Consider the following 24,927-nt stretch of genomic DNA (forward strand, 5'->3'; position numbering starts at 1 on the left):
GTCACACCGGCGCGTCCGACGTCCCGCACCGCACAACCGGAGGAACGATGACCACCGCCCGCGGGCTCCACGCCCACGTGCTCGAGACCCTCGGGCAGCGCATCGTCGACGGGGTGCTGGCACCGGGGGCGGTCGTCCGGCCGGAACTGGTCGCGTCCGAGTTCGGCGTGTCGCGGTCGGTCGTCCGCGAGGCCCTGCGCGTCCTGCAGTCGCTCGGCCTCGTCGAGCCACGGCAGCGCGTCGGCACCCAGGTCCTCCCGACGACCTCGTGGGAGCTCCTCGCGCCGACGGTCATCCGGTGGCGCGGAGCGTCGCCGGCGTACTTCGTGCAGCAGCGGGAACTCCTGGAACTGCGGCTCGGCGTCGAACCCGTGGCAGCGGCACTCGCGGCCGAGGTGCGGAGCGGACCCGCCCCCGGCGCCGCCGTGCTCGAGGCGGCCCGTGCCATGCTCGACGCCTGCGCGCGCGAGGACAGTCGCGCCTACCTGGAAGCGGACGTCCGCTTCCACCGTGCGCTCCTCACCGGGTCGGGCAACGCCGTGTTCGCCCACTTCGCCGGCACCGTCGAGGCGCTCCTGCGCACCCGCACCTCGGAGTCGCGGGACACGATCACGCGCTGGACGCTCGACGCGGCGGTCCGGCACGAGGCGGTGGCGCTCGCGGTCGTCGCCGGGGACGCCGCGGCGGCGGGCACGGCCGCCACGGCGCTGCTGCGCGTCACGCGCGACGAGTTCATCGCCGAGGCGCCCGGGTCCTGACCCGGTCCGCCGGCGACGGCCCGCCGCCCGCGGGTCGTTCCGGGCGTACCCGGTCGTTCCGGGAGTGCCTGGTCGTCCCGAGAGACCCGGCACGCCCGATCCCACCAGCCACCGCACGCGAGATGGGAAGGAACGGGCGGACGGGAGGCGCGTGGTGGCCCCGGCCCCGCGCCTCCCGTCCGCCCGTGGGTCACGACGCGAGACGGTGGCGTCGACGCGAGACGCCGTCCAGGGAGCCGAGACGCCGCACGCCCGGCGGCGTCTCGCCGCGCTCGGCGGCGTCTCGCGGCGACGGCGGAGTCCCGCGCCGCTCCCGGCGTCAGCGCCGGGTGCGGAAGAGCCGCGGCCCGCGCAGACGGAGCCGCATCGTCACGGTGCCGAGCCAGCGGTCGTACTTGAAGCCGACCTTCCCCATGCGGCCGACCTCCTCGAAGCCGAGCCGCTCGTGCAGGCGGATCGAGGCCTCGGCCTGGCGGTCGGCGATGACGGCGATGACCTCCCGGACGCCGGCGGCGCGGCACTCGTCGAGCAGCGCCGCCATGAGCGCCCGGCCGAGCCCCTTGCCACCGGAGGCGGCACCGAGGTAGATCGAGTCCTCGACCACGTGGTTCGACCGGTCGCGGGGGTTCCACGGGTCGACGAGCGCGTAGCCGAGGATCTGGCCCGAGGGGTTCTCGGCGACGAGGAAGGGCAGGCCGCGGCGACGCACCTCGTCGTAGCGCTGCTTCCACCGGGCGAAGGTGAAGGCGGACGGGTCGAAGGTCACCGACGAGTTCCGGACGTAGTGCGTGTGGATCTCTCGGACGTCGGGCAGGTCCCGCGGTTCGGCGGCACGGATCGTGTACGTGAACGCCGCCTCGGCGGCCACGGGCGCACGCAGGTGGCGGGGCAGGACACGCCGGCGCTGGTATTCCTCCTCGAGCACGGGACCGAGCCTACTGTCCACCACCCCGACGGCACCGCGGTCAGGCGGGCAGCGTCCAGTCGACGGGCTCGGCACCCTGCGCACGGAGCAGCGCGTCGACCTGCGAGAACGGCTTGCTGCCGAAGAACCCGCGCGACGCACTCAGGGGCGACGGGTGCGCGGACGCCACCACGGGGGTGTCACCGAGGAGCGGCCGGACCGAGGCGGCCTGCGCGCCCCAGAGCACGGCGACGAGCGGGGTGCCACGGGCGACGAGCGCGCGGACGGCCTGGTCGGTGACCGCTTCCCACCCCTTGCCGCGGTGGCTGCCGGCGGCCCCGGCCTCCACGGTCAGCACCCGGTTGAGCAGCAGCACGCCCTGCTCGGACCATGCTCGGAGATCACCGTGCTCCGGGGGCGTCACGCCGAGGTCGTCGTGCAGCTCCCGGTAGATGTTCGCCAGGCTGCGGGGCACCGGTCGGACGTGCGGGTCGACCGCGAAGGAGAGCCCGATCGGGTTGCCGGGCGTCGGGTACGGGTCCTGCCCGACGACGAGGACCTTCACGTCGGCGAACGGCTGCGTGAACGCGCGGAGCACGTTCTCCCCCGAGGGCAGGTAGTGCCGACCGGCGGCGACCTCTTCGCGGAGCCAGTCGCCCATGCGGTGGACGTCGTCCTCGACGGGCGCGAGCGCCTCGGCCCAGCCGGGGTCGACGAGCTCGGCGAGCGGACGGGGTCGCACGCGCCTAGGCGCCCATGGTGGCGACGGAGACGGTCTCGTCGCCGGCCACGACGCGCCAGACGCTGCCGGTGCCGCGGACCTCGAGTGCGCCCTCGCCGACGACCAGCGCGGTGTCCTCGTCGACGGCGAGCCCGGCGGTCACGAACTCGGCCTCGGCCGCCGCGATCAGCCGGGCGAGCGTGCCGGCCTGCACGGCGTGCACGTCGATGGTCAGGTCGACGAGCCCGAGGCCCTCGCGCAGCTCGACCTCGTCGAGACCCTCGGAGGCCTCCTCGGGGCAGACCTCGACGCCACCGATGCGCCAGCCGCCCACCAGGGCACGGTCGGCGGCGACCATCGCGCCCGCCGAGTAGCCGAGGTACGGCAGGCCGTCGGAGACGAGCAGCCGGATCTGGTCGACGAGCGGCTGGATCGCCTCGAGGTAGTGCGGGGTGACGCCGCCGCCCACCACGAGTGCGTCGACGTCGCTCAGGACGGTCGTGGCGAAGACCTCGCCCGGGGCGACCTCGGTCACCAGGACCTCGGCCTGTCGAGCGCCGCCGAGGGCCTCGGCGATGTCCGCGGTCGACGACGGCGAGGCACCGGAGGCGCCGGCCACGGAGAGCAGGGCGATGCGGGGCACGCTCCGCCCGACCGCGGCGGAACGGGCGGTGGCCTCGGCGAGGAACGGCGCGGCGACGTCCGCGGCGACGAGGGGCCCGCCGCCGACGAGGTGGATGCTCACGACTCGGCCGTCACCGGTGCGAGGGCGCTCCACGGGAAGGTGATCCACCCGTCGACACGGCGCCAGACGTGGTCGGGCTCGAGCACGGTGCCGGGCTTCGAGTAGAGGCAGGCGCTCCGGACGTCGGCTCCGGCGTTGCGGATGATGTCGACGACCAGGCGCAGCGTGCGGCCTGAGTCGGACACGTCGTCGACGACCAGGACGCGCTTGCCGGCGAGGCTCGGGGCGTCGAGCGCGGGCGACAGGATGACGGGCTCCTCGAGGCGCTGCTCGACGTCCGTGTAGAACTCGACGTTGATCGAGCCGCACTCCTTGGTGCCGAGCGCGTACGCGACCGCGCCGGCGATGATCAGCCCGCCGCGGGCCACCGCCACGACGACCTCGGGCTCGAAGCCGGACGACAGGACGTCCTTGGCGAGCAGCCGAGCGGCGTCGCCGAACTCCAGCCAACCGAGCACCTCGGGCCCGCTCGTCACGGTCACGGTCGAGGGAGCCTGTGCGGCTGACCCGGGTTCGCTGCTGATCGGCATCCGCCCACGGTACCGGCAGGGACCCCGCCGCCGCGACCCGTGCACCACCGCCGCGCGTGCCGGGACGCCCGCGCTCGTTCGACCCGCGCACCGGCAGCGGCCGTTGCACCGACCGGTGCCGCGGTGCCGGGCGGCCGCGCTCAGCTGCGCGGGGTGAGCGGTCCGCGCGCGAGCTTGTGCTGGGCGGACTGGGCGACGGGCCGCACGGTGACCAGGTCGAGGTTGACGTGCGCCGGCAGCTCGACGGCGTGCACGATCGCCGCGGCGACGTCGTCGGCCACCAGCGGCTCCGGCACGTCGGCGTAGACGGCGGCGGCCTTCTCCCGGTCCCCGCGGAAGCGCGTGAGGGCGAACTCGTCGGTCTTCACCAGGCCCGGGGCGATCTCCACCACGCGGAGCGGCTCACCGTTCAGCTCGAGCCGGAGGGCGGCGACCAGCGCGTGCTCGGCGAACTTCGCGGCGTTGTACCCGCCGCCGTTCTCGTAGGCCACGTGCCCGGCGGTGCTCGTCACGGTGACGACGTCGGCCACACCCGCGGTCGTCGCACGACGGCGGAGCTGCGGCAGGAGCGCGGCGGTGACGCGCTTGGTACCGATGACGTTCACCTCGAACATCGCGCGCCAGTCGTCGACGTCGGACTCCTCCACGCTCGCCGAGCCGAGTGCGCCACCGGCGTTGTTGACGAGGACGTCGGCGCCGCCGAGCCCGTCGACCCGCTCGGCGAGCGCCGCGACCGCGTCGGCGTCGGTCACGTCGGCCACCAGCACCTGGGCACCGGTCTCCGCGGCGAGCGCCTCGAGCTTCTCCAGCCGACGGGCGACGGCGAGCACCTGCCAGCCGTGCGCGCGGAACAGCCGGACGGTGGCGGCGCCGATGCCGGAGCTCGCGCCGGTGACGACGGCGAGGCGCTCGGTGGTGTCGGGACGAGACGGCATTGGTCCTCCAGGGGGTCGGCCTCCCACCGTACCGATCCGGCGAGCGGGCGGGCCCCGGCCCGGTCCGGCGAGCGCGCGGGCCCGGCGCGGCCCGCCGGGCGGGCCGTCCGGTACCGTGACCGACCATGACGACGGACGCCGCTCCCCCAGCGCCCGCGGCCCCGGCGACGCCGCTCGAGCCCGGCCGCGCGCCCCGCCGCATCCCGATGTGGGACACGGCGCGCTTCGTCGCGGTCACCCTGGTCGTCGTCGGGCACGCGATCCAACGGCAGACGGCCGGCAGCGAGCACGCCCTGGCGCTCTACACGTTCATCTACGCCTTCCACATGCCGGCGTTCGGCGTGATCAGCGGGTACTTCTCGTCCGCAGCCACGCCCACCGCCGCCCGGATGCGTCGGACCTTCACGGACATCGTCGTGCCGTACATCGTCATGCAGACGATCTGGACCGTGGTGCAGGCCGTGGTCGAGGGCGGCAAGGAGTTCAACCCGACGAAGCCGACCTGGACGCTGTGGTTCCTGCTCGCGCTCGGGATCTTCCGGCTGATCCTGCCGTACCTGGCGATCCTGCGGTGGCCGCTCGTCTGGGCCCTGGCGCTGAGCGTCGGCGTCGGGTACCTCGACAACGTCGACTCCACGTTCTCGCTCGGTCGCGCGATCAGCCTGCTGCCGTTCTTCCTGCTCGGCTGGCAGGTCAAGGAGTGGGGCGTCTTCGACCGCTGGTACGAGGCCCCGCGGCGCACCGTCGTCCGGGTCCGCGTCGCGGCCGCGGCGGTCTTCGCCGCGTGGGCCGCGGCGTGCCTGCTCTTCATCCCGCAGTTCGCGGACTTCGACCTGCACCACTGGTTCTTCTACGACGACTCGTACTCGGGCCTGGGCGAGGACGCCTGGTGGGCGGGTGGCGTGCGGCTCGGCCTGGTGCTGCTGGCGACGCTGCTGACGGCGTCGTTCCTGCTGCTGGTCCCCCGCCGCACGGTCTGGATCACCCGCTTCGGCGCCGCGACGATGTCCGTCTACCTGCTCCACACGTTCGTGCTCTACCCGATCCGCGAGTCCGGGATCCTGGCCGGCGAGCACTCCGCCTGGCCGTACGTGCTCCTCATGGTCGCGGTCGCCTGCGCGGTCAGCCTGTTCCTGGCGCAGCCGTTCGTGCGGCGCGGGATGCGGTGGCTGCTCGAGCCGAGGGTCGACTGGCTGTTCCGCCGGGACGTCGCCGGCCGCTGACCCGGACGGGAGGCGCGGCCCACGTCCGGCGCGCGCGTTACGTCGTGCGGCGGGCGCGCTGGTGCCCGGCCGGTCACCTGCGTACCGTGACGGACGTCGCAGCGCCGCACCGGGCCTCCCGGCCGGCACCCGCGACCCGACGACCGCCAGGACCCGACAGGAGCACCGATGAGCACGAACGACGCCGCCGCCTGGCGGTTCGAGACGACGCAGGTCCACGCCGGCGCGCAGCCCGACCCGACGACGGGCGCGCGGGCGACGCCGATCTACAAGACGACCTCGTACGTGTTCGAGGACTCGGACCACGCCCGCGACCTCTTCGCGCTGGCGCGGCCGGGCAACATCTACTCGCGGATCATGAACCCGACGAACGACGTCGTCGAGCAGCGGATCGCCGCGCTCGAGGGCGGCACGGGCGCGCTCCTGGTGTCGAGCGGCCAGGCGGCGGAGACCTACGCGGTGCTCAACATCGCGGGTGCCGGCGACCACATCGTGTCCTCGTCGTCGATCTACGGCGGCACGTACAACCTGTTCAAGTACACGCTCGCGAAGCTCGGCATCGAGACGACCTTCGTCGAGGACCAGGACGACCTCGAGGAGTGGCGCCGCGCCGTCCGACCGAACACGAAGCTGTTCTTCGCGGAGACGATCGGCAACCCGCGCATCAACGTCCTCGACATCGCTGGCGTCAGCAGCGTCGCGCACGAGTCCGGGCTGCCGCTCATCGTCGACAACACGATCGCGACGCCGTACCTCATCCGGCCCTTCGAGCACGGGGCCGACATCGTCGTGCACTCGGCGACGAAGTTCCTCGGCGGTCACGGCACCGTGATCGGCGGCGTCATCGTCGACGGCGGCCGCTTCGCCTGGTCGGAGCACGCCGAGCGGTTCCCGGAGTTCAACTCCCCCGACCCCTCGTACCACGGTGCCGTGTTCGCGCAGGCCGTCGGCAACGAGCTCGCCTACGTCGTGAAGGCCCGGGTGCAGCTGCTCCGCGACCTCGGCGCGTCGAACTCGCCGGACACCGCCTTCGCACTGCTGCAGGGCATCGAGACGCTGTCGCTGCGCATCGAGCGGCACGTGTCGAACGCGCAGGAGATCGCCGAGTGGCTCGACCGGCACCCGGACGTCGCGTCGGTGTCCTACGCGGGCCTGCCCACCTCGCCCTGGTACGCCGCGGCGACGAAGTACGCCCCCCGGGGCGTCGGTGCGGTCCTGTCCTTCGAGCTGAAGGGCGGCGTGTCCGCCGGGCGGGCGTTCGTCGACGAGCTGCGGCTGTTCTCGCACCTGGCGAACATCGGCGACGTGCGCTCGCTCGTGATCCACCCGGCGTCGACGACCCACTCGCAGCTGACGCCCGAGCAGCAGTTGACCACGGGGGTCACCCCTGGGCTCGTGCGGCTGTCGGTCGGCATCGAGAACGTCGAGGACCTGCGTGCCGACCTCGAGGCGGGGCTCGCTGCGGCGCGGGCCGTCTCGCAGGAGGGCCAGCGCGCCTGACGCCCCGGCCGGGCGGAGCAGGGGTGACGTAACACGGCGGAGGTGGGGCGCGCCTCCCGGCAGACTGGACGCGATGGACTGGCAGACGATCCCCGAGGACTCGGTCCCGTCCACCCTCGTGCCCGGATCCGAGCTCGGGACGCTCGGCAAGCCGCCCGCCACCGGCGCCTGGCGCCCCGGCGACCACCCCGGCTCGCGGCGGTTCGCCTCGCTCGGCGAGCAGTGGGTGCGCGGCGGCCGCATCCCCTCGGTCCGGGTGGCGTACGAGACCTGGGGCGAGCTGAACGCAGCGCGGGACAACGCGGTCCTCGTCCTCCACGCGATGACCGGCGACTCCCACGTCGCCGGCCCGCCCGGACCCGGGCACCGCACCGCCGGGTGGTGGGGGGACGTCGTCGGGCCGGGGCGCGCGATCGACACCGACCGGTGGTTCGTCGTCGCACCGAACGTGCTCGGCGGCTGCCAGGGCACGACCGGCCCCTCGTCCGTGGCGCCGGACGGCGTCGAGTGGGGCTCGCGGTTCCCGTTCGTCACCGTGCGCGACCAGGTCGCCGTGCAGGCGCAGCTGGCCGACCTCCTCGACATCGACGTGTTCGCGGCGGTGGTCGGCGGCTCGATGGGCGGCATGCACGCCCTCGAGTTCGCCGTCACGCACCCGTCGCGCGTGCAGCGGCTCGCCGTCCTCGCGACGACCGCGCAGACGACGGCCGACCAGATCGCGGCGAACTCGCTCCAGCGCGCGGCGATCCAGACCGATCCCGCCTACAACGGCGGTGACCACCACGAGGCCGACGCGGGCGAGGGTCCGCACCGCGGGCTGTCCCTCGCGCGACGGATGGCGCTCATGACCTACCGGGCGCCGGACGAGCTGAACGGACGCTTCGCGCGGTCGTGGCAGAGCGACGTCTCCCCGCTCGGCGACGACGGACGATTCTCGGTGGAGAGCTACCTCGACTTCCACGGCAACCGGTTCACTCGACGGTTCGACGCCGCGTCGTACGTCGCCCTCACCCACGCGATGGACTCGCACGACGTCGGCGCCGGGCGGGGCGGGGTCGCGGCGGCACTCGGTCGGGTGACGGCGCGGACCCTGGTGCTCGGGGTGTCGAGCGACCGGCTGTTCCCGCTCGAGGACCAGCACCGGATCGCGGCCGGCGTCCCGGACACGCTCGACGGCGACCGCGCCGCGGTGCTCGAGAGCGAGTTCGGGCACGACGGGTTCCTCATCGAGCACGAGGCGGTGGGGGCGCACCTCCGGCGGCTCCTGGACTGAGCCGCAGGCGGTTCCGCCCGGTAACGATCCCGCAGCCATCCGAATCCCGCAGCGCGCCGAACACCCCTCAACGGGTGCCCCTCGTGGAATGATGTCGTCGGAGGCCCCTGAAGGGGGCTCGGTTTCCCGCCGAACACCCGCTCCACATCCGCTTGACGTCACCAACCAGGACATCGATGGACTTCATCGCACAGGAACGCGACCGCTTGCTGCGGTCCACCACCCGTGTCGTCGGCGTCACGTGTGCCCTGGTCTCCGTCGTCGGGATCGTCAGTTCGCTGGCCGTCCCCCTCGTGCCGCTCCTCGGCGGCCTCGCCTGCGTCGCGGTCCTCATCGCGGCCCTCCTCGTGTTCGGCACGAACGGATCCGTCTGGTGGACCGCCCTCGCGCTCGCCGCCGGGCTGGGCGCCCTCGCGCTCCTGCTCGTCGGTGCCGACCCGGACGTGCGGACCGTCGTGGCCAGTGCCGTCGTGCCGCTCGCCGCCGGTTCGCTGTCCGCACCGCTCATGGCGCAGCGGGGCACCCCGGTCGGTCTCGCGATGACGATCGTCGCGGGCGTCGCGGCGGTCGGCGTGGTCGCGTGGGCGTCCGGCGGCCCCCTGTCCGGTGCGACCGGCGGGGTCGTGCTCGGCTGGGTGCTCGTCGCGGTCGTGTCGGTGTGGATCGCCCGGAGCATCCCCCGGGTCGCCCGGCGCATCATGAGCATCGGCACCGCCCACCGCGCCGAACGCCAGGCCAGCGAGACCGAGGCACAGCGCCGGCAGGGCGCACGCCTCCTCCACGACACCGTGCTCGCGACGCTCACGCTCCTCGCGCACTCGGGCGTCGGCGTCTCCGAGCAGGCCATGCGGGAGCAGGCCGCCGAGGACGCCAGGCTGCTCCGACACCTCCGCCTCGGCGCGACCCCGCAGCCCCAGCAGTCCGGCGACTACTCCCTCACCCGCGAGGAGGAGTCCCCCCTCGGACAGACCCTCGAGTCGGTGAAGCAGCGCTTCGGCCGGATGGGGCTCGAGGTCAGCTGGCACGGCACCGGCCAGGTCCTGCTCCCGTCGCACGTGCTCGACGCGTTCCTCCTCGCGCTCGGCGAGTGCCTGGAGAACGTCCGTCGGCACGCCGGCGTCGGCGAGGCGCACGTCACGATCGTGCACGACCAGGAGACCGTCCGCGCGATGGTGACGGACTCCGGCGTCGGCTTCGACCTCGACGCGGTCAGCGCGGAACGCCTCGGCTTCAAGGAGAGCGTGGTCAGCCGGCTCCGCGAGGTCGGCGGCGACGCCAAGCTGTTCTCCGCCCCGGGATCGGGCACCACCGTCGTCCTGGAGGCACCCCGATGACCCGCGTCCCCGAGGACACCATCAGCCGCGGACTGCCCGGCGACACCGTGCAGCAGGCACCACGGACCCGGCGCGAGGCCCGCGAGCGCTACCGCGGGAGCGAGCGGCGTCAGGCCCGCGGACTCCCCTCGACCTCGACGGGCGCGCGGTCGCTGCGGCAGGCCGCGAAGCCGGGCGCCTCGCTCGGCGCCGGCTACCTCGGGCTCGGCGCGGCGGTCCTCGCCGCGATCGAGGCCGTCGCGGGACTGGTGTTCTTCGTCGCCCGACTGCCCGAGTACGCGAACCCCTGGCTCCCCGCCGCGGCGTGGGCCCTCTACCTGGTCGCCGCGGTCGGCGTCGGGCTGAGCCTGATGACCTACGGCGAACGGCTGACCGGCACCGCGTTCGGCCTGATCTGCGCCGTGCTCGCCTGTGTCGTGACGCTCGACTTCATCGGGATCTTCCCCGAGCACGACATCGCCCACTCGGTCAGCGCGGCCGTCGCCGCGGGCTTCGCACTGCTCCCGGTCGCGGCGCTGCGTCCCGCCCGCGAGGTCGCGGCCGCGATCGCCGTGCTCGGCCTCGCCTTCGCCGTCGTCGCCGTCCTCTCCACCCCGATCACCTCGGACACGCTGCCCGGGATCGTCTCCCTGCTGGCCCTGGTGGTCGTCCCGCCCTCGCTCGCGCTCTACGTCGTGCACCGGTTCCGCCAGCTCGTCCAGCGCGAACTCGACCGGGTGCTCGTGCAGAGCAACGTGCAGGCGCCGCAGTTCGCGGTCGGCATGCTCGCCTCGGACGAACTGGCCCGCCTCGACCTGGCCGCGGAGAAGCTCCTCGACGCCGTCGCGAACGGCTCCGACCCGCTGCCGCTCTCGGACGCCTCCGCGTCGGTCGCCGCGTCCCTGGCCACCGAGCTCCGGCTGCACCTCATCGAGGGGCGCCGGGAGACCTGGCTCTACCACGCGATCACCGAGTCCGACCACCTGGGACGCTCCGTCAGCGTCGCCGACCCGCAGTCGCTCGCCGGGCACCTGACCCCCGCGCAGCGCGACGGGCTGCTGCAGGCCCTCTGGCAGATGGTCGGGGACGGCCGTCCGAACCACCCCGGCTCCCCGGTCGTCTCCGTGACGCTCGGGCCCATCGGCTCGGACGGCCACCCGGTCTCCGACGAGCGGATGGACGTGCCGATCGTGTTCGAGTCCCGCGGGGTCCCCCGCCGCCGACTCGGACCGACGGCGTGGAGTGCGCTGCAGCGCGTCGGCCCCTACACGGACTCGGTCCGCGACGGGGTCCTCCACATCGTGTCCCACTGCGTCGTCGACCGACACCCGACGATGTAGCGAGACCCGCGACGGCACGGCACCAGCACGACCAGCACCAGCACGACCGGCACCACCGAACGACCAGTCACACCGCACGACCCGCACCACCGCCCGGCCGGGCCCGATCTGCCGGACACCCGCTCCACCTGCCCGACCAGAACGGCCCGTCCACCTAGGATCGGCCCCGCACCTCCTTCGAGAAAGGACGCCTGATGGCGACTCCAGAGGAACCGATCCGACTCGCACTCGTCGACGACCACCGGATGCTGCTCGGCGCGCTGACCGAGTGGATCCGCAGCGCCGCGGACGACATCACGCTCGTCGCCGCGGTGACCACCTGGCCGGAGCTCCTCACGAGCCCCGCGTTCCCGGTCGACGTGGTCCTGCTCGACCTCGACCTCAAGGACTCGATCCCGGTCTCGCTGAAGATCTCGACGTTGAAGACGGCCGGCGTCAAGACCGTCGTCATGAGCACGTACTCGGAGCCGAACGTCGTCCGTGAGGCCCTGGCCTCCGGTGCCCTCGGCTACCTCGTCAAGAGCGAGGACGCCGACATGATCGTCGAGGCGATCCGTGCCGCCCAGCGCGGCGAGCAGTACGTGTCCGCGGAGCTCGACCTCGCGATCAACAGCGGCGACGTCGGCGGTGTCCCGAAGCTCAGCGCGCAGGAGCGTCGCGTGATGGCGCTCTACGGCGGTGGCGAGCCCGTGAAGAGCGTCGCCTACCAGCTCGGCATCTCCGAGGAGACCGCCAAGAGCTACCTCAAGCGCATCCGCGAGAAGTACCGCGTCGCCGGCTTCGACGTCGGCACGAAGGTCGCGCTGCGGAAGCGTGCGATCACCGACGGCATCATCGTGCAGGACGGCAGCCCCGTCGGGCTGTAGCGGTCGGTCCGGTACCGGACCACACGACGGACGGGAGGCCCGTGGCGACACCGCCACGGGCCTCCCGTCCGTCGTGTGGACGCGCCTACCGCCGACCGGTCGCCGCGGCCGGGCGCTCAGACCGTCGGGACCGGCGCGGTGATCGGGCCGGTGGACGGCGAGGACGACCGCAGCGCCGTTCGCCGGTCCGTCCGCCGTTCGACGCCGTAGCTCACCATCGTGACGAGCAGCCCGAGCAGCGCGAGCACGATGCCGAGCCACGCAGGCGCCAGGAAGCCGAACCCGGCCGCGATGACCGCACCGCCGAGGGCCGCACCGAGCGAGTTGCCGATGTTGAACGCCGAGTGGTTGAGCGCCGCCGCGATGGTGCGCGCGTCACCGGCGACGTCCATGAGCCGCGACTGCACCGCCGGCGGGATCGCCGACGAGGTCGCGCCGAGCAGGAACGCCCCGAGGAACACGCCCCAGACCCACTGCGCCGTGAAGACGGTCACGAGCAGCGCCCCGATCAGCGCGAGCATGCCGATGTAGATCGTGCGCTTGACGCTGTGGTCGGCGAGGTGGCCGCCGAGCACACCGCCGACGACCATGCCGAGACCGACGACCACGAGCACGAGCGGCACCGCCGACTCGGGCAGCCCGGTCACGCTCTGCACGAGCGGCGAGATGTACGAGTAGACCGCGAAGAACCCGCCGAACCCGACGGCCCCGAGGCCCATCACGATCCAGACCTGCGGCGACCGGAAGGCCCGGAGCTCCCGGCCGATGGTCGCGTGCGCGTCGGCGGCGCTGCGCGGCACGAAGGCGGCGACGGCGAGGAACGTCAGCACGAACAGCAGCGAGACGACACCGTAGGCGATCCGCCAGCCGGCGTTCTGCCCGATCCAGGTGATCGCGGGGACGCCCACGACGTTGGCGATCGACAGCCCGAGCATCACCATCGCGATGCCCTTGCCGCGCTTGCCCGGACCCATGATCTCGCCCGCGACGATCGACGCGATGCCGAAGTACGCACCGTGGGGCAGCCCGGCCACGAACCGGGCGACGAGCACGAGGCCGAAGCTCGGCAGGACCGCGCTCGCGATCGTCGCGACGACGAAGCCGACGAGGAGCACGAGGATCAGGCCCTTGCGCGGGAAGGTCGCCGAGATCGCGGCGATGGTCGGGGCGCCGACCACCACGCCGAGCGCGTAGGCGCTGACGAGCCACCCGGCGTGCGCGACGCCGGCTGCCGGGTCGGCGACGTACTGCGTCGGCAGGAGCGCCTCGGCGATGTTCGGCAGCAGTCCCATCGCGACGAACTCGGTCGACCCGATGGCGAAGCCGCCGAGCGCGAGGGCGATGAGCGCGAGAGCGCGCTGCGTCGGGGTGGTGAGCGTCATGCGACCTGTTCTCTGACGGGAGGAGCGGAGCTGGGTTCCGGAACGCCGGCCTGCGGACCGGCCGGGCACGCGTGTCACCACGCGCGGGGACCGTTCCGCGTGCGTCGCGCGAGGTCATCGCCCGGTGCGGCTGCGCGCAGGGACGGCCCGGTTCGGCGTCGAACGACCGGACCACGTCCTGGTGCCCCGGTCAGAGCAGTGTAGACCGCTCCAAACCGTCGACGGAAGGCGACTGGCCGAATCGATTCGACGCCTGCCCGACCGCAGGGACCCGGCCGCGTGCACCGGCACGGGCCCATCGCCATCCGCCGAGCGCGGGAACACCGTCGATGTGCGAGACGCGGCGCTCGGTCGACCGGATCCCACTGGGTAGAGTCGCCGCATGACCGGGCGACCTGCCGAACTGTTCGCGTCCCACCCCGTGGCGGCGACGACGACCGCGGACGACGCGACCGCGGCGCTCAGCGAGGTGTTCCTCCCCGTGCAGGTGGAGTCGGCGGACCGCTCCCCCGCCGTCCGCATGCACCTCAACGCACTCCGCGTCGGACGGATCACCTTCGGGTACATGCGCTTCCGCGAGGCCGTCCGGATCCGGACCGCCGAGCCCGTCGAGTACCACCTCGACGTACCCGTGCAGGCACGGATGACCGCACGGACAGCAGGCGGCCCGGCACTGCACGGCTCGGAGCAGACGGCCGGGGTCTTCATGCCGGGGCGCCCGGTGGACCTCGACTGCAGTGACTGGTTCGCACAGGTCGCGGTGATGATCCCACGACAGGAGCTGCAGACGGAACTGGAGCTCCTGTTGGACGCTCCGGTGTCCGACCCGATCGAGTTCGACCCCGCGTTCGCCCTCGACACCGCGGGCGGCCGCGCCGTGACCCAGGCACTCCGCCTGGTCGAGGAGGCCTCCGGGCGGTCCGACGGCCCGCTCGCCCACCCGCTCGCGGTGCGGGCCCTCGAGCAGGTGTTCCTCCACAGCCTGCTGCTGGGGCAGCCGCACGACCACTCGGCTGCGCTCGCGGTCCCGCGGGGCGGGTCCGGTGCCCGATCGGTGTCCTGGGCCGTCGAACTCCTCCGCGACGACCTGGCGCGGCCGTGGACCGTCGGGGAGCTCGCCGCCGCCGCGTGCACGAGCGTCCGGAGCCTCCAGGAGGGATTCCGACGGTCGCTGGACACGACGCCGATGGCGTACCTGCGACGGCTGCGGTTGGAACGGGTCCGCGAGGACCTGCTCACCGCGGCCCCCGACGGCGTCACCGTCACCGAGGTCGCCACGCGCTGGGGCTTCCTGCACGTCAGCAGGTTCGCCGGCGCGTACGGAGAGCGGTTCGGCGAGCTGCCGTCGGAGACGCTGCGGCGCGCTCGGCGTTCCTGACGGTCGTGCCGGTGGGGTGCGACTCTGCGGTCAGGCCGCGCGACGCTCCACGGAGCGGGCGGCCCGGGGTGCGATCTCGGGCACCTCGTCGCGGTGGACCCACCCGGCCGCGCACTCGGTGCAGGTCGCCCAGGCACCGTCACCCTGCTCGTCGGAGTCGATGACGACCGTCTGCAGGTCGCAGTCCGGGCACCAGCCGTCGTGCATCATGTGGCACTCCTCGTTGTCGCAGTCACCGTGGTCGAGCTGCGCAGTGCGGCCCGGTGCGCACCATGAGACACCCGCCCACCGACATCGACGGGATGCCTCCGGCGTGTCGCGTACCTCCCAGCGTGCCTGCACTCGACGCGCTCGTTCGCGTACGCTGTTCGCCATGGGGTGGTGGATCGTGACCGGGATCGTCGTGCTCGCAGCGGTGGGCCTGTGGCTGTGGATGCACCACCTGACCGACCTCGGTTCGCGGTCACGTCGCTACGACGGGAGCGACCCCGAGATCGCCGAGGCGCTCCGGCAGGCGGAACGCGACCGCAACAACGGTCGCATGTACCCCTGACGCGCCGATCGACGCCGGTCGGCGTGCGCGACGAGTCGAGCGCCACGAGCCGAGCGCCACGAGTCCGGCGCTACGAGTCGAGCGCCGCTTCGAGCCGCTCGAGCTTGCCGTCGATCTCGCCGGTGTGCCCGGGGCGGATGTCGGCCTTGAGCACCAGCGACACCCGGGTGCCGTACGCGGCGACGGCCTCGGTCGCCCGCTTGACGACGTCCATGACCTCGTCCCACTCCCCCTCGATCTCGGTGAACATCGACGAGGTGCGGTTCGGCAGCCCGGACTCCCGGACGACGCGGACCGCGGCGGCCACGGCGTCGTGCACGGAGCCGTCCGACGCTGCGCTGGGACCACCGGACGGGGCGAGGGAGAACGCGACGATCATGCGTCCATCCTGCCCCCGGCGACGTCCCGCCGCGCCGACCGCGCCTCCCCCGCATCGGCGCGGCGGTGCGAGGACCCAGGCCCGAGGCGCACCAGGACGACGACCGCCCAGACGAGCACCGCGACCTCGAGCAGGTTGCGCACCGTGAGCACGAGGACGATCCACGGCTCGACCGCGAGCAGCTGGTCGTAGTAGCCGGGGTAGATCACCTGCGTCAGCACGGCCATCGGCAGCACACCGATCGCGACGGGCAGGAACCGACGGGCGCTCGGACGACCGGCGACGAGCCCCCACACCACCGGCACCGCGTACCAGCCGACGTACTGCGGCGACCCGACCTTGTTCGTGGCGATGAGCGCGGCGACGAACAGCAGCGCGAGCACCGGCCCGACCTCGGCCCGGCGGGCACCGCGGTGGACGGCGAGGAGTGCGGCAGCCACCCCGCCGAGCACGACCAGGGCCATGAGCGGCGTCGAGAGGGCCGCGGCGGCATGGGTACCAGCACCGGACACCTCGAAGGTCAGGATCTCGCGGTCGTAGTACACCGCTGCGCCCGGCACGCCGAGCGCCGCCGCCCACATGAAGGGCGTGGCGAGCGGCGCCTCGATCTGCAGCGCACGGTCGCTCTGCTCGCCGACGAAGGACAGCAGGTGGGGCGCGCCGCCGTAGAGCACGTCGACCAGGACGACCAGGCCGGTGACGACCGCGGCGCCGGCGACGACCGTCCCACGGTGCCCGCGTCGGAGCAGGAGCAGCACGCCCACCAGGGCGGCCGGCCAGACCTTGGTCCACGCGGCGGCGGTGAACAGGGCGGAGGCCACCGCGGGCCGGGTCACGACGAAGGCGACGCCGACCAGGGCGAGCGCGGTCGCCACGGTGTCGATGCGTCCGAGCGCGATCGGGCCGAGGGCGAGCAAGAAGAGCAGCCACCACCACACGACGCGGACGCCGGACGCGCGGAAGCGCCAGAGGAAGGCGCACGCCACGGCGTCGAGCACCACCATGAGCGCGAGCCACCCGGTGCCGATCGCGGCCGTCCCACCGAGCGCGGCCGCCGCCATGGGCACGATCGCGAACACCGGGTACACCCAGTCGGTGTCGACCCCGACCCACGAGTGGTCGACGCGCCCGACCTCGATCCAGCGCCGGTACGTGATGAGGACGTCGCCCAACGGCTGGTTCGGCACGGTCGTGGCGAGCCACCAGAGCAGGCCGTGCACGAGCAGGAACGCCAGGGCGAACCCGACGACGCCGACCCACCGGGACCTCTGCACCGGACGAGCGTAGCGGGGAACTGCCAGCCACTCCTGAGGAGGACGTGTCACCGTTCTGCTCGTGACCTCCGAACCGCAGCGCCCCCGCAGCCGCAAGCCCCTCGTCTGGGCCGGTGTCGTCCTCGTCGTCGCCGTGCTCGCCGTCGTCGGCGTCGCCGTCGGGACGAACGTGTACTCGTCGAACGAGAACGCGAAGGCGTCGGCGGCACCCTCCGTCGCCGCCAGCCGCGCCCCGTCCACCCTCGACGCCGCGGACCTGTCCGGCGACTGGGCGATCGGCGGTGACTCGGAGGCCGGGTACCGCGTGCACGAGGTCCTCAACGGCTCCGACGTCACCGTCACCGGTCGGACGGACAGCGTCAGCGGTTCCGCGACGGTCGACGGCAGCGCGATCACCGCGGCGACCGTCACGGTGCAGGTCGCGGACATCGCCACCGACTCGGCGCAGCGCGACTCCTACTTCCGCGACTCCGCCCTCGACGTCGCGGCCTTCCCCGAGGCGACGTTCACCCTCACCGAGCCGGTCGCGGACGCCGTGCCGAGCGGCTCGGGCACGACGACCGTCGAGGCGTCCGGCGAGCTGACCCTGCACGGCGTCACCAAGGCCGTCCGGGCCGAGCTCCAGGTCGGCCTGAGCGGCGACGGCGTCGACGTGTCCGGGTCGGTGCCGATCACGTTCTCGGACTTCGGCGTGCAGGCGCCCGACCTCGGCTTCGTCAAGGTCGACGACGCCGGCGCGGTCGAGTTCCTGGTGCACGCGACCCCCGCCTCCTGACGCGACCCCGCGTCCCGACGCGACCCACCGCCGGACGGGAGGCGCGTCACGGGTCCGCCCCGCGCCTCCCGTCCGGTGAGCGGACACCGACACGACACGGCACGCGTCGATCGACGCGTGTCACGTCGGACCATGCGCACGAACCATGTGCAGACGCACCGTGCGACACCGCACGTGTCGATCGACGCGCGCGACGTCGCAGACCCTGCGCCGCACACCGCCCCGCCGGCTACCCCCGCGCGTCGCCCTCGACGACGAGGTCCCGCACCACACCGGGCAGCTGCTCGATCAGCGCCGTCATCGTGAACGGCCCGCCGCGGGACGCCCGGCGTGCCGCGAGTCCGTGCACGACCGCAGCCGTCGCGGCGAGGTGCGCCAGGTCCGACGGCGAGAGCGACGAGCCGTCGGCCTCCGCGGAGCCCTGCCGCGTCGCCACGAGTGCACCGAGCACCCCGCCGAGCACGTCACCGGCCCCCGCGGCGGCGAGCCACGGCGTCGCCGAGGTCGCCACGAGCCGCACCGAGCCGTCCGGGGTCGCCACGTGCGTCGCCGACCCCTTCAGGAGGACGACGCTCCCGGTGCGCTCGGCCGCGCGGAGCGCCGCTGCCGCCGGGTCCGCCTCGACGTCCTCGCGCGAGGTGTCGAGCACGGGCGCGAGCTCCCCCGCGTGCGGGGTCAGCACCGCGAGCGGCCCGAGGTCGACGAGCGGGATCGCGCCGGCGTCGACCACGACGGGGACCCCGTCGTCGGAGGCATGCCCGAACGCCGCCGCCGTCGCCGGGTCGAGCTCGCCGAGCGACCCGGCGGAGATCCCCGACCCGACGAGCCATGCCTGCACGCGACCCGTGCCCGAGACCACCTCGGGTCGACGGCTCAGCACGTGGTCGGTCGCCCGTGCGGGACCGACGTACCGGACCATCCCGACGCCGGTGTGGACGGCGGCGTCGACGCCCATGACGGCGGCGCCGGGGTAGCGGTCCGAGCCGGTCGCGACGCCGAGGACCCCGCGTCGGTACTTGGTGGACTCGCCGTGCGGGGCGGTGGTCCAGGCGGCGGCGTCGGCGGGGGCGAAGGGGACGGAGTCGTTCACGACCGCCACGTTACGGTGGAGCGCATGAGCCTGTTCCTGCCCGGTCGCGTGGTGGTCTTCGACTACGGCGAGGTGATCAGCAGGACACCGCACGGCGCGTGGGACACCCTCGTCGCGATGACCGGGGTGCCGGCCGACGAGCTGCTGCCCGTCTACCAGGAGCTCCGGCACGACCTGGACCGCGGCGACCTGTCGGTCCTCGACTACTGGCGGGCCATCGGTGCCCGGACCGGGCGCAGCTGGACGGTCACCGACGTCCACCGCTTCTGGGCGGTCGACTTCACGGGGTGGTTCGAGGTCGAGCCGGAGACCCTGGCGGTGGTGGAGGAGCTCCACGACGCCGGTACGCGCCTGGCGATGCTCTCGAACGCCGGCTTCGACTTCGGGGACCCGTACCGGCGATCGCCGATGGGCTCGCTGTTCGAGACGGTCGTCGTGAGTGCCGAGGAGCACGTCCTCAAGCCCGACCCGTCCGTCTACCGCACCACGTGCGAGCGGCTGGGAATCACGCCCGAGCAGATGGTGTTCGTCGACAACAGGGCCGAGAACGCCGCCGGCGCGGACGCGATCGGGGCGGTCGGCCACCACTACACGTCGCCGACCGCGCTGCGGACCTTCCTGCAGGAGCTGGCGGCACGGACCGCCGAAGGAGCACCCGCGTGACGCACGCCCTGTTCGAACCCATCACGATCCGCGACCTCACCGTCCGCAACCGACTCTGGGTCTCGCCGATGTGCCAGTACTCGGTCGAGCAGCAGGACGGGGTCCCGACGGCGTGGCACCTCGTGCACCTCGGCGGGTTCGCCAAGGGCGGCGCGGGCGCGGTGGTGGTCGAGGCCGCGGGCGTCGTGCCCGAGGGCCGGATCACGCCGCAGGACGTCGGGCTGTGGAACGACGAGCAGCGCGACGCCTTCCGGCCGATCGTCGACTTCCTGCACGCGCAGGGCGCCGCCGCGGGCATCCAGCTCGCGCACGCCGGGCGCAAGGCCTCGACGTACCGCCCGTGGAACGACGTGCAGGGCAGCGTCCCCGCGTCCGAGGGCGGCTGGCAGACCGTCGCCCCGTCCGCCGAGGCCTTCGACGGGTACGCCACCCCGCGCGAGCTCGAACCCGAGGACATCCGCGTCGTCGCACTGGCCTTCGCTGCCGCCGCGCGCCGCGCCGTCGAGGCCGGCTTCGACCTCGTCGAGCTGCACGCGGCCCACGGCTACCTACTCCACCAGTTCCTCTCGCCCCTGAGCAACCACCGGACGGACGGCTACGGCGGCTCGCTCGAGAACCGCGCACGTGCGCTCCTCGAGACGGTCGACGCGGTCCGCGCCGAGGTCGGCGAGGGCTTCCCGGTGGTGGTCCGCTTCTCGGCGACCGACTGGACCGACGGCGGCCTGACGGTCGACGAGGTCGTGCAGGTCGCCCGCTGGGCCGCCGAACACGGCGCCGACCTCGCCGACGTCTCGACCGGCGGCAACGTCGCGCGGGCGGCGATCCCGGTCGGACCCGGCTACCAGGTGCCCTTCGCCGAGACCGTCCGCCGCGAGGCCGGCATCGGCACGATCGCGGTCGGGATGATCTCCACCGCGTTCCAGGCCGAGCAGGTCGTGGCGACCGGGCAGGCCGACGTCGTCATGGTCGGGCGCGAGTTCCTCCGCGACCCGTCATTCGCCCTGCGCGCGGCCGCCGAGCTCGGCGTCGCCCTCGACTACGAACCGCAGCAGTACCACCGGGCCCGCGTCACGGCGTAGGCCGGTCCGCGCGGCGCGACCCGTGCCTCCCGTCCGCGTTCACCGCACCGGGCGGGAGGCGCGGGTCGGCTCCTGTACGTCCTCTCGGCTTCCCCTGCCTCCAGCCGCTACCATGTTCCTCACTGTGGACGATCCTCCGAATTCCTCTTCGCCTTCCCACTCATCCGGCGCTCACTCGGTGAGCAGCCCCTCCTCCCCTGCGTCGGGAGGTGGAGAATGAGTCCCATCGACGTCGTCATGCTGGTCGGCGGCATCCTGCTGACCCTCGGCACCGGCGTGTTCGTCGCCTCGGAGTTCGCGCTCGTCAACCTCGACCGCGCCGAGGTCGAGGCCCGACGCGACCGCGGCGAGTCCGGCCTGTCCCCCGTCATCGGCGCGCTGAAGGTCACCTCGACGCACCTGTCGAGCGCCCAGCTCGGCATCACGCTGACGACCCTGCTCACGGGCTACCTGCTGGAGCCGTCGATCGCGACGCTGCTCGAGGCCCCGTTCCTCGCGCTCGACCTGCCCGAGGCGATCGTCGAGACCGTCGGCTCGATCGTCGCGCTCGTCATCGCGACGCTGCTGTCGATGATCCTCGGTGAGCTCGTGCCGAAGAACTTCGCGCTCGCGCTCCCCCTGCAGACCGCGAAGCTCGTGGTCCCGCTGCAGATCGCGTTCACCACCGTGTTCAAGCCCGCCGTGGCCCTGCTCAACGGCACCGCGAACGCCGTCCTCCGCTCGATGGGCATCGAGCCCCAGGAGGAGCTGTCCGGGGCCCGGAGCGCCGAGGAGCTCAGCTCCCTGCTGCGCCGCTCGGCGTCCGAGGGGTCGCTCGAACAGGACACCGCGACGCTGCTGCAGCGCACCATCGCGTTCTCCGAGCTGAGCGCCAGCGACGTGATGACGCCGCGCCCGCGGCTCTCCACGATCCGCGTGTCCGAGTCGGCCGAGGAAGTCGTCGCCCTCGCCCGCCGCACCGGCTTCAGCCGCTTCCCGGTCATCGAGGAGGACGCGGACGACGTCGTCGGCATCGTGCACGTCAAGCAGGCCGTCGCGGTCCCGCGCGAGAAGCGCCCGGAGGTGCCGGTCGGCGCGCTCATGACCGAGGCGGAGCGCGTCCCCGAGACGATGCCGGGCGACACCCTGCTCGCCGAGGTCCGCAGCCGCGGCTACCAGATGGTGATCGTCGTCGACGAGTACGGCGGCACCGCCGGGGTCGTCACGCTCGAGGACCTCGTCGAGGAGATCGTCGGCGAGGTGTCCGACGAGCACGACCGCGCGCGCATCGACGTCGTCCGGTCGCGCGGGTGGCTGACGTTCCCGGGCCTGCTCCGCCCCGACGAACTGGCCGACCGCGCGGGCGTCACCGTCCCCGAGGACGGCCCGTACGAGACCGTCGGCGGCTTCGTGATGTCGACGCTCGGTCGACTGCCCGTCGTCGGCGACGAGGTCGCCCTCGAGGACGGCGTGTTCCGCGTCGAACGCCTCGACGGTCGCCGTGTCGACCGCATCCGCTGGACCCCGACCCACCCCGACCCGACGCCGACCGGCAGCACCGCCACCGCGCAGCGCCCGGCCACCGGGATCATCATCCCCGCCACGAAGGAAGGCTCCCGATGAGCGCCGCGTCCGTGCACGACGGCCTGGTCCTCGCCGCCGGTGAGTCCGGTCCCGCCGGTTCCGACTGGTGGGGCATCTTCTGGCTCGTCGTCCTGCTGCTCGGCAACGCGTTCTTCGTCGCCGCGGAGTTCGCCGTGATCTCGGCCCGACGGTCGCAGATCGAGCCGCGCGCCGAGGCCGGGTCGAAGGCGGCGCAGATGACGCTCTGGGCGATGGAGCACGCCACGCGCATGCTCGCCACCACGCAGCTCGGCATCACGGTCTGCTCGCTCCTCATCCTGAACGTGTCGGAGCCGGCGATCCACCACCTGCTCGAGGTCCCGCTCGGCCTCACCGGCTGGAGCGTCGAGGTCATCGGCATCGTCGCGTTCGTCTTCACGCTGCTGCTCGTGTCGTTCCTGCACGTGGTGTTCGGCGAGATGGTCCCGAAGAACATCTCGTTCTCGATGCCGGACCGCGCCGCGCTCGTGCTCGTCCCGGCGCTCTGGTACATCGGCCACGGCCTGCACTGGGTCGTCGTCGGCCTCAACTCGGTCGCGAACGGCGTCCTGCGGCTGTTCAAGGTCGAGCCGAAGGACGAGGCCGTCAGCGCCTTCACGGTCGAGGAGGTCCAGACGATCGTCGAGCAGTCGCGTCGCGAGGGCACCCTGACCGACGACGGCAAGCTCGCGATGGCGTTCGAGTTCACGGAGAAGAAGGTCCGCGACGTCGCCGTGCCGATGTCGGACCTCGTCACCCTGCCGGAGGACGCCACCCCCGAGGACGTCGAGCGGGCCGTCGCCCAGCGCGGCTTCTCGCGGTACGTCCTCGTGGCCGAGGACGGCGACCCGACGGGCTACGTGCACGTCAAGGACGTCATCGACCTGCGACCGGACGAGTTCGACGTGCCGGTCCCGCCGAAGCGCATCCGGCAGCTCATCTCGCTGTACACGGACATGGACCTCGAGGACGCCCTGGCGACCATGCGGGCAGCCGGGCGGCACGTGGCGCGGGCGTTCGACGCGGACGGCCGCACCGTCGGCGTGCTGTTCCTCGAGGACATCCTCGAGGAACTCGTCGGCACCGTCGAGGACGCGACCCGACGGCGGTAGACCCCGCCACGTGGAGAACGGGAGGCGCGGTGCCAGCTGGCACCGCGCCTCCCGTCCGTCTGCTGGTCGCGTTCTGCGGCAGCGCTACCAGCTCACGGGGAGCGGCTTGCCCTCCTCGTAGCCGGCGGCCGACTGGATGCCGACCAGCGCGCGCTCGGCGAACTCGTGCAGCGACGAGGCGCCGGCGTACGTCGCCGAGCTGCGGATGCCCGTGGTGATCATGTCGAGCAGGTCCTCGACGCTCGGGCGCTCCGGGTCGAGGTAGATCGTCGACGACGAGATGCCCTCGGCGAAGAGCGCCTTGCGCGCCCGCTCGTACGGGTCGAGCCGCTCGAAGCGCTCGCGCACGGCCTTCGCGGACGCCATGCCCCAGCTCTCCTTGTACGCCTTGCCCGCGGAGTCGCGGCGGAGCACCCCGGGCGCCTCGAGCGTGCCGGCGAACCACGAGCCGATCATCACCGCCGAGGCGCCGGCGGCCAGGGCGAGTGCGACGTCGCGCGGGTAGCGCACGCCACCGTCGGCCCACACGTGCGCGCCGAGCGACCGTGCGGCCGCCGCGGTCTCGAGCACGGCGGAGAACTGCGGGCGCCCGACCGCGGTCATCATGCGCGTCGTGCACATGGCGCCGGGGCCGACACCGACCTTGATGATGCTCGCGCCGGCGTCGACGAGGTGTGCCACGGCGTCCGCGGTGACGACGTTCCCGGCCACGATCGGCAGGCCGAGGCCGAGCGCGGACACCGTGCGGAGGGCGCGGAGCATGCCCTCCTGGTGGCCGTGCGCGGTGTCGAGGACGAGGACGTCGACGCCGGCCGCGGCGAGGGCCTCCGCCTTCGCGGCGACGTCGCCGTTGATGCCGACCGCGGCCGCGACGCGGAGGCGTCCCTCGCCGTCGACGGCGGGCGTGTAGATGTCCGAGCGGATCGCGCTCGTCTGGCTCGTGGTGCCGACGACCCGGCCGTGGCGCACCACCGGGGCGAAGTCGACCTCGGCCGCCGAGAGCACGTCGTACACGTGCCGCGCGGTGCCGGCGTCGTCCGCGTCGATCGCGGTGGACGCACCGTGCAGCAGGTCCCCGAGCACGGCGTCCGCACCGGCGGTGCCGAGGCGGGCGGCCGGGACGCAGCCGAGGTACTCCCCCGCCGCGTCGCGCACGACGACCCCGCGACCGGCGACCGGCAGCAGCTGCTCGAGCGCCTCGGACACCGTGGTGTCGGCGCCCATGTCGTAGGCGGTGTCAAAGTCGACCGGCTGCTCCTTGACCCACCGGATGGCGGCGGCGAGGTCCTGCAGGTGCATGTCCTGCGGCAGCACGCCCAGTCCGCCGCGACGGGCGAGGGTGGCGGCGAGGCGCGGTCCGGTCACCGAGTTCATGTTGGCGCTGACGATCGGGATCGTCGCTCCCGTGCCGTCGTTCGTGGCGAGGTCCACGTCGAAACGGCTCGTCACGCCGGAGCGGCTCGGGACGAGGAAGACGTCGGAGTAGGTCAGGTCGTGCGTCGGCCGCGTCTTGTAGAACCTCATGCCCTCAACTGTACGGCTCCGGCGATCCC

The 24,927-nt window shown here is 73.3% G+C and carries 25 protein-coding genes; 14 read left to right on the forward strand and 11 right to left on the reverse strand.

Translation table 11 applies throughout. The features are described from left to right. The first annotated feature begins 47 nt into the window (after positions 1-47). Positions 48-758, forward strand: a complete 711-nt coding sequence (locus QUG92_RS09970) for a FadR/GntR family transcriptional regulator (RefSeq protein ID WP_289458897.1) — start codon at positions 48-50, stop codon at positions 756-758. Between the two features lie 319 nt (positions 759-1,077). Here the strand turns inward: QUG92_RS09970 and QUG92_RS09975 are convergent, their stop codons facing one another. From QUG92_RS09975 to QUG92_RS09995, 5 genes are all read right to left on the reverse strand, one after another. After that, a complete protein-coding gene (locus QUG92_RS09975; RefSeq protein WP_289458898.1) occupies positions 1,078-1,683 on the reverse strand; it encodes a GNAT family N-acetyltransferase in 606 nt (201 codons plus the stop codon). A 40-nt stretch (positions 1,684-1,723) separates the two neighbouring features. Next, complete coding sequence (locus QUG92_RS09980) at positions 1,724-2,404, reverse strand: uracil-DNA glycosylase (protein ID WP_289458899.1); 681 nt, start codon at positions 2,402-2,404, stop codon at positions 1,724-1,726. A gap of 4 nt (positions 2,405-2,408) precedes the next feature. After that, on the reverse strand, positions 2,409-3,128 hold the full coding sequence (locus tag QUG92_RS09985) for a Type 1 glutamine amidotransferase-like domain-containing protein (protein ID WP_289458900.1): 720 nt from the start codon (positions 3,126-3,128) through the stop codon (positions 2,409-2,411). Then, positions 3,125-3,658, reverse strand: coding sequence for a phosphoribosyltransferase (locus QUG92_RS09990; RefSeq protein WP_223246471.1), 534 nt, complete (start codon positions 3,656-3,658; stop codon positions 3,125-3,127). The genes QUG92_RS09985 and QUG92_RS09990 overlap by 4 nt, the downstream gene beginning before the upstream one ends. 140 nt (positions 3,659-3,798) lie before the next feature. Next, positions 3,799-4,593 carry an SDR family oxidoreductase gene (locus QUG92_RS09995; protein WP_182047579.1) on the reverse strand — a complete coding sequence of 265 codons (795 nt, stop codon included), beginning with the start codon at positions 4,591-4,593 and terminating at the stop codon, positions 3,799-3,801. 125 nt (positions 4,594-4,718) lie between these two features. On the opposite strand from QUG92_RS09995, the gene QUG92_RS10000 reads away from it, so the two are divergent. From QUG92_RS10000 to QUG92_RS10025, 6 genes are all read left to right on the forward strand, one after another. Then, positions 4,719-5,816: an acyltransferase family protein gene (locus QUG92_RS10000; RefSeq protein WP_289458901.1), complete on the forward strand. Its 1,098-nt coding sequence runs from the start codon at positions 4,719-4,721 to the stop codon at positions 5,814-5,816. Positions 5,817-5,984: 168 nt separating this feature from the next. Then, positions 5,985-7,316, forward strand: a complete 1,332-nt coding sequence (locus tag QUG92_RS10005; RefSeq protein WP_289458902.1) for a bifunctional o-acetylhomoserine/o-acetylserine sulfhydrylase — start codon at positions 5,985-5,987, stop codon at positions 7,314-7,316. A 73-nt stretch (positions 7,317-7,389) separates the two neighbouring features. Next, positions 7,390-8,589, forward strand: a complete 1,200-nt coding sequence (gene metX, locus QUG92_RS10010; protein WP_182047582.1) for a homoserine O-acetyltransferase MetX — start codon at positions 7,390-7,392, stop codon at positions 8,587-8,589. A gap of 176 nt (positions 8,590-8,765) precedes the next feature. Next, complete coding sequence (locus QUG92_RS10015; RefSeq protein ID WP_182047583.1) at positions 8,766-9,923, forward strand: sensor histidine kinase; 1,158 nt, start codon at positions 8,766-8,768, stop codon at positions 9,921-9,923. Beyond that, positions 9,920-11,242, forward strand: a complete 1,323-nt coding sequence (locus QUG92_RS10020) for a hypothetical protein (RefSeq protein WP_289458903.1) — start codon at positions 9,920-9,922, stop codon at positions 11,240-11,242. Before QUG92_RS10015 ends, QUG92_RS10020 begins: the two co-directional genes overlap by 4 nt. Positions 11,243-11,436: 194 nt before the next feature. Further along, positions 11,437-12,108, forward strand: a complete 672-nt coding sequence (locus tag QUG92_RS10025; RefSeq protein WP_069710716.1) for a response regulator — start codon at positions 11,437-11,439, stop codon at positions 12,106-12,108. A 116-nt stretch (positions 12,109-12,224) separates the two neighbouring features. Here the strand turns inward: QUG92_RS10025 and QUG92_RS10030 are convergent, their stop codons facing one another. After that, the gene (locus QUG92_RS10030) at positions 12,225-13,490 is read right to left on the reverse strand and encodes an MFS transporter (RefSeq protein WP_289458904.1); all 1,266 of its coding nucleotides are present in this window, start codon (positions 13,488-13,490) and stop codon (positions 12,225-12,227) included. A gap of 382 nt (positions 13,491-13,872) precedes the next feature. On the opposite strand from QUG92_RS10030, the gene QUG92_RS10035 reads away from it, so the two are divergent. Beyond that, positions 13,873-14,868 (forward strand): AraC family transcriptional regulator, encoded by a 996-nt coding sequence (locus tag QUG92_RS10035; protein ID WP_289458906.1) that lies wholly within the window; start codon positions 13,873-13,875, stop codon positions 14,866-14,868. 30 nt (positions 14,869-14,898) lie between these two features. Here QUG92_RS10035 and QUG92_RS10040 read toward each other — a convergent pair whose 3' ends face one another. Next, the gene (locus QUG92_RS10040; RefSeq protein WP_182047637.1) at positions 14,899-15,078 is read right to left on the reverse strand and encodes a hypothetical protein; all 180 of its coding nucleotides are present in this window, start codon (positions 15,076-15,078) and stop codon (positions 14,899-14,901) included. A 163-nt stretch (positions 15,079-15,241) separates the two neighbouring features. Here QUG92_RS10040 and QUG92_RS10045 point away from each other — a divergent pair, with 163 nt between their 5' ends. Continuing rightward, complete coding sequence (locus QUG92_RS10045) at positions 15,242-15,421, forward strand: hypothetical protein (protein ID WP_069710712.1); 180 nt, start codon at positions 15,242-15,244, stop codon at positions 15,419-15,421. A gap of 70 nt (positions 15,422-15,491) precedes the next feature. Here the strand turns inward: QUG92_RS10045 and QUG92_RS10050 are convergent, their stop codons facing one another. After that, positions 15,492-15,800, reverse strand: a complete 309-nt coding sequence (locus tag QUG92_RS10050; protein ID WP_182047638.1) for a thiamine-binding protein — start codon at positions 15,798-15,800, stop codon at positions 15,492-15,494. Further along, complete coding sequence (locus QUG92_RS10055; protein ID WP_289458907.1) at positions 15,797-17,074, reverse strand: hypothetical protein; 1,278 nt, start codon at positions 17,072-17,074, stop codon at positions 15,797-15,799. Before QUG92_RS10055 ends, QUG92_RS10050 begins: the two co-directional genes overlap by 4 nt. Before the next feature lie 61 nt (positions 17,075-17,135). Here QUG92_RS10055 and QUG92_RS10060 point away from each other — a divergent pair, with 61 nt between their 5' ends. Further along, on the forward strand, positions 17,136-17,849 hold the full coding sequence (locus QUG92_RS10060) for a YceI family protein (RefSeq protein ID WP_182047640.1): 714 nt from the start codon (positions 17,136-17,138) through the stop codon (positions 17,847-17,849). Positions 17,850-18,078: 229 nt separating this feature from the next. On the opposite strand, the gene QUG92_RS10065 is transcribed toward QUG92_RS10060, so the two are convergent. Next, on the reverse strand, positions 18,079-18,939 hold the full coding sequence (locus QUG92_RS10065) for an ADP-dependent NAD(P)H-hydrate dehydratase (protein WP_289458908.1): 861 nt from the start codon (positions 18,937-18,939) through the stop codon (positions 18,079-18,081). Between the two features lie 24 nt (positions 18,940-18,963). Between QUG92_RS10065 and QUG92_RS10070 the strand changes: the two genes are divergently transcribed. The 4 genes from QUG92_RS10070 to QUG92_RS10085 all read left to right on the forward strand — a co-directional run bounded on the left by QUG92_RS10070 (position 18,964) and on the right by QUG92_RS10085 (position 23,374). Then, positions 18,964-19,602 (forward strand): HAD family hydrolase, encoded by a 639-nt coding sequence (locus QUG92_RS10070; protein ID WP_289458909.1) that lies wholly within the window; start codon positions 18,964-18,966, stop codon positions 19,600-19,602. After that, positions 19,599-20,681, forward strand: a complete 1,083-nt coding sequence (locus QUG92_RS10075) for an NADH:flavin oxidoreductase/NADH oxidase (RefSeq protein WP_182047643.1) — start codon at positions 19,599-19,601, stop codon at positions 20,679-20,681. Before QUG92_RS10070 ends, QUG92_RS10075 begins: the two co-directional genes overlap by 4 nt. A gap of 216 nt (positions 20,682-20,897) precedes the next feature. After that, complete coding sequence (locus tag QUG92_RS10080) at positions 20,898-22,283, forward strand: hemolysin family protein (RefSeq protein ID WP_289458910.1); 1,386 nt, start codon at positions 20,898-20,900, stop codon at positions 22,281-22,283. Then, positions 22,280-23,374, forward strand: coding sequence for a hemolysin family protein (locus tag QUG92_RS10085; protein WP_223246470.1), 1,095 nt, complete (start codon positions 22,280-22,282; stop codon positions 23,372-23,374). Before QUG92_RS10080 ends, QUG92_RS10085 begins: the two co-directional genes overlap by 4 nt. Positions 23,375-23,458: 84 nt before the next feature. Here QUG92_RS10085 and guaB1 read toward each other — a convergent pair whose 3' ends face one another. Beyond that, entirely contained in the window at positions 23,459-24,898 is a 1,440-nt protein-coding gene (gene guaB1, locus QUG92_RS10090; protein WP_289458911.1) for a GMP reductase, read from the reverse strand. Positions 24,899-24,927 lie beyond the last annotated feature (29 nt).

This window comes from Curtobacterium citri (assembly GCF_030362955.1).
GTDB lineage: Bacteria > Actinomycetota > Actinomycetes > Actinomycetales > Microbacteriaceae > Curtobacterium > Curtobacterium citri.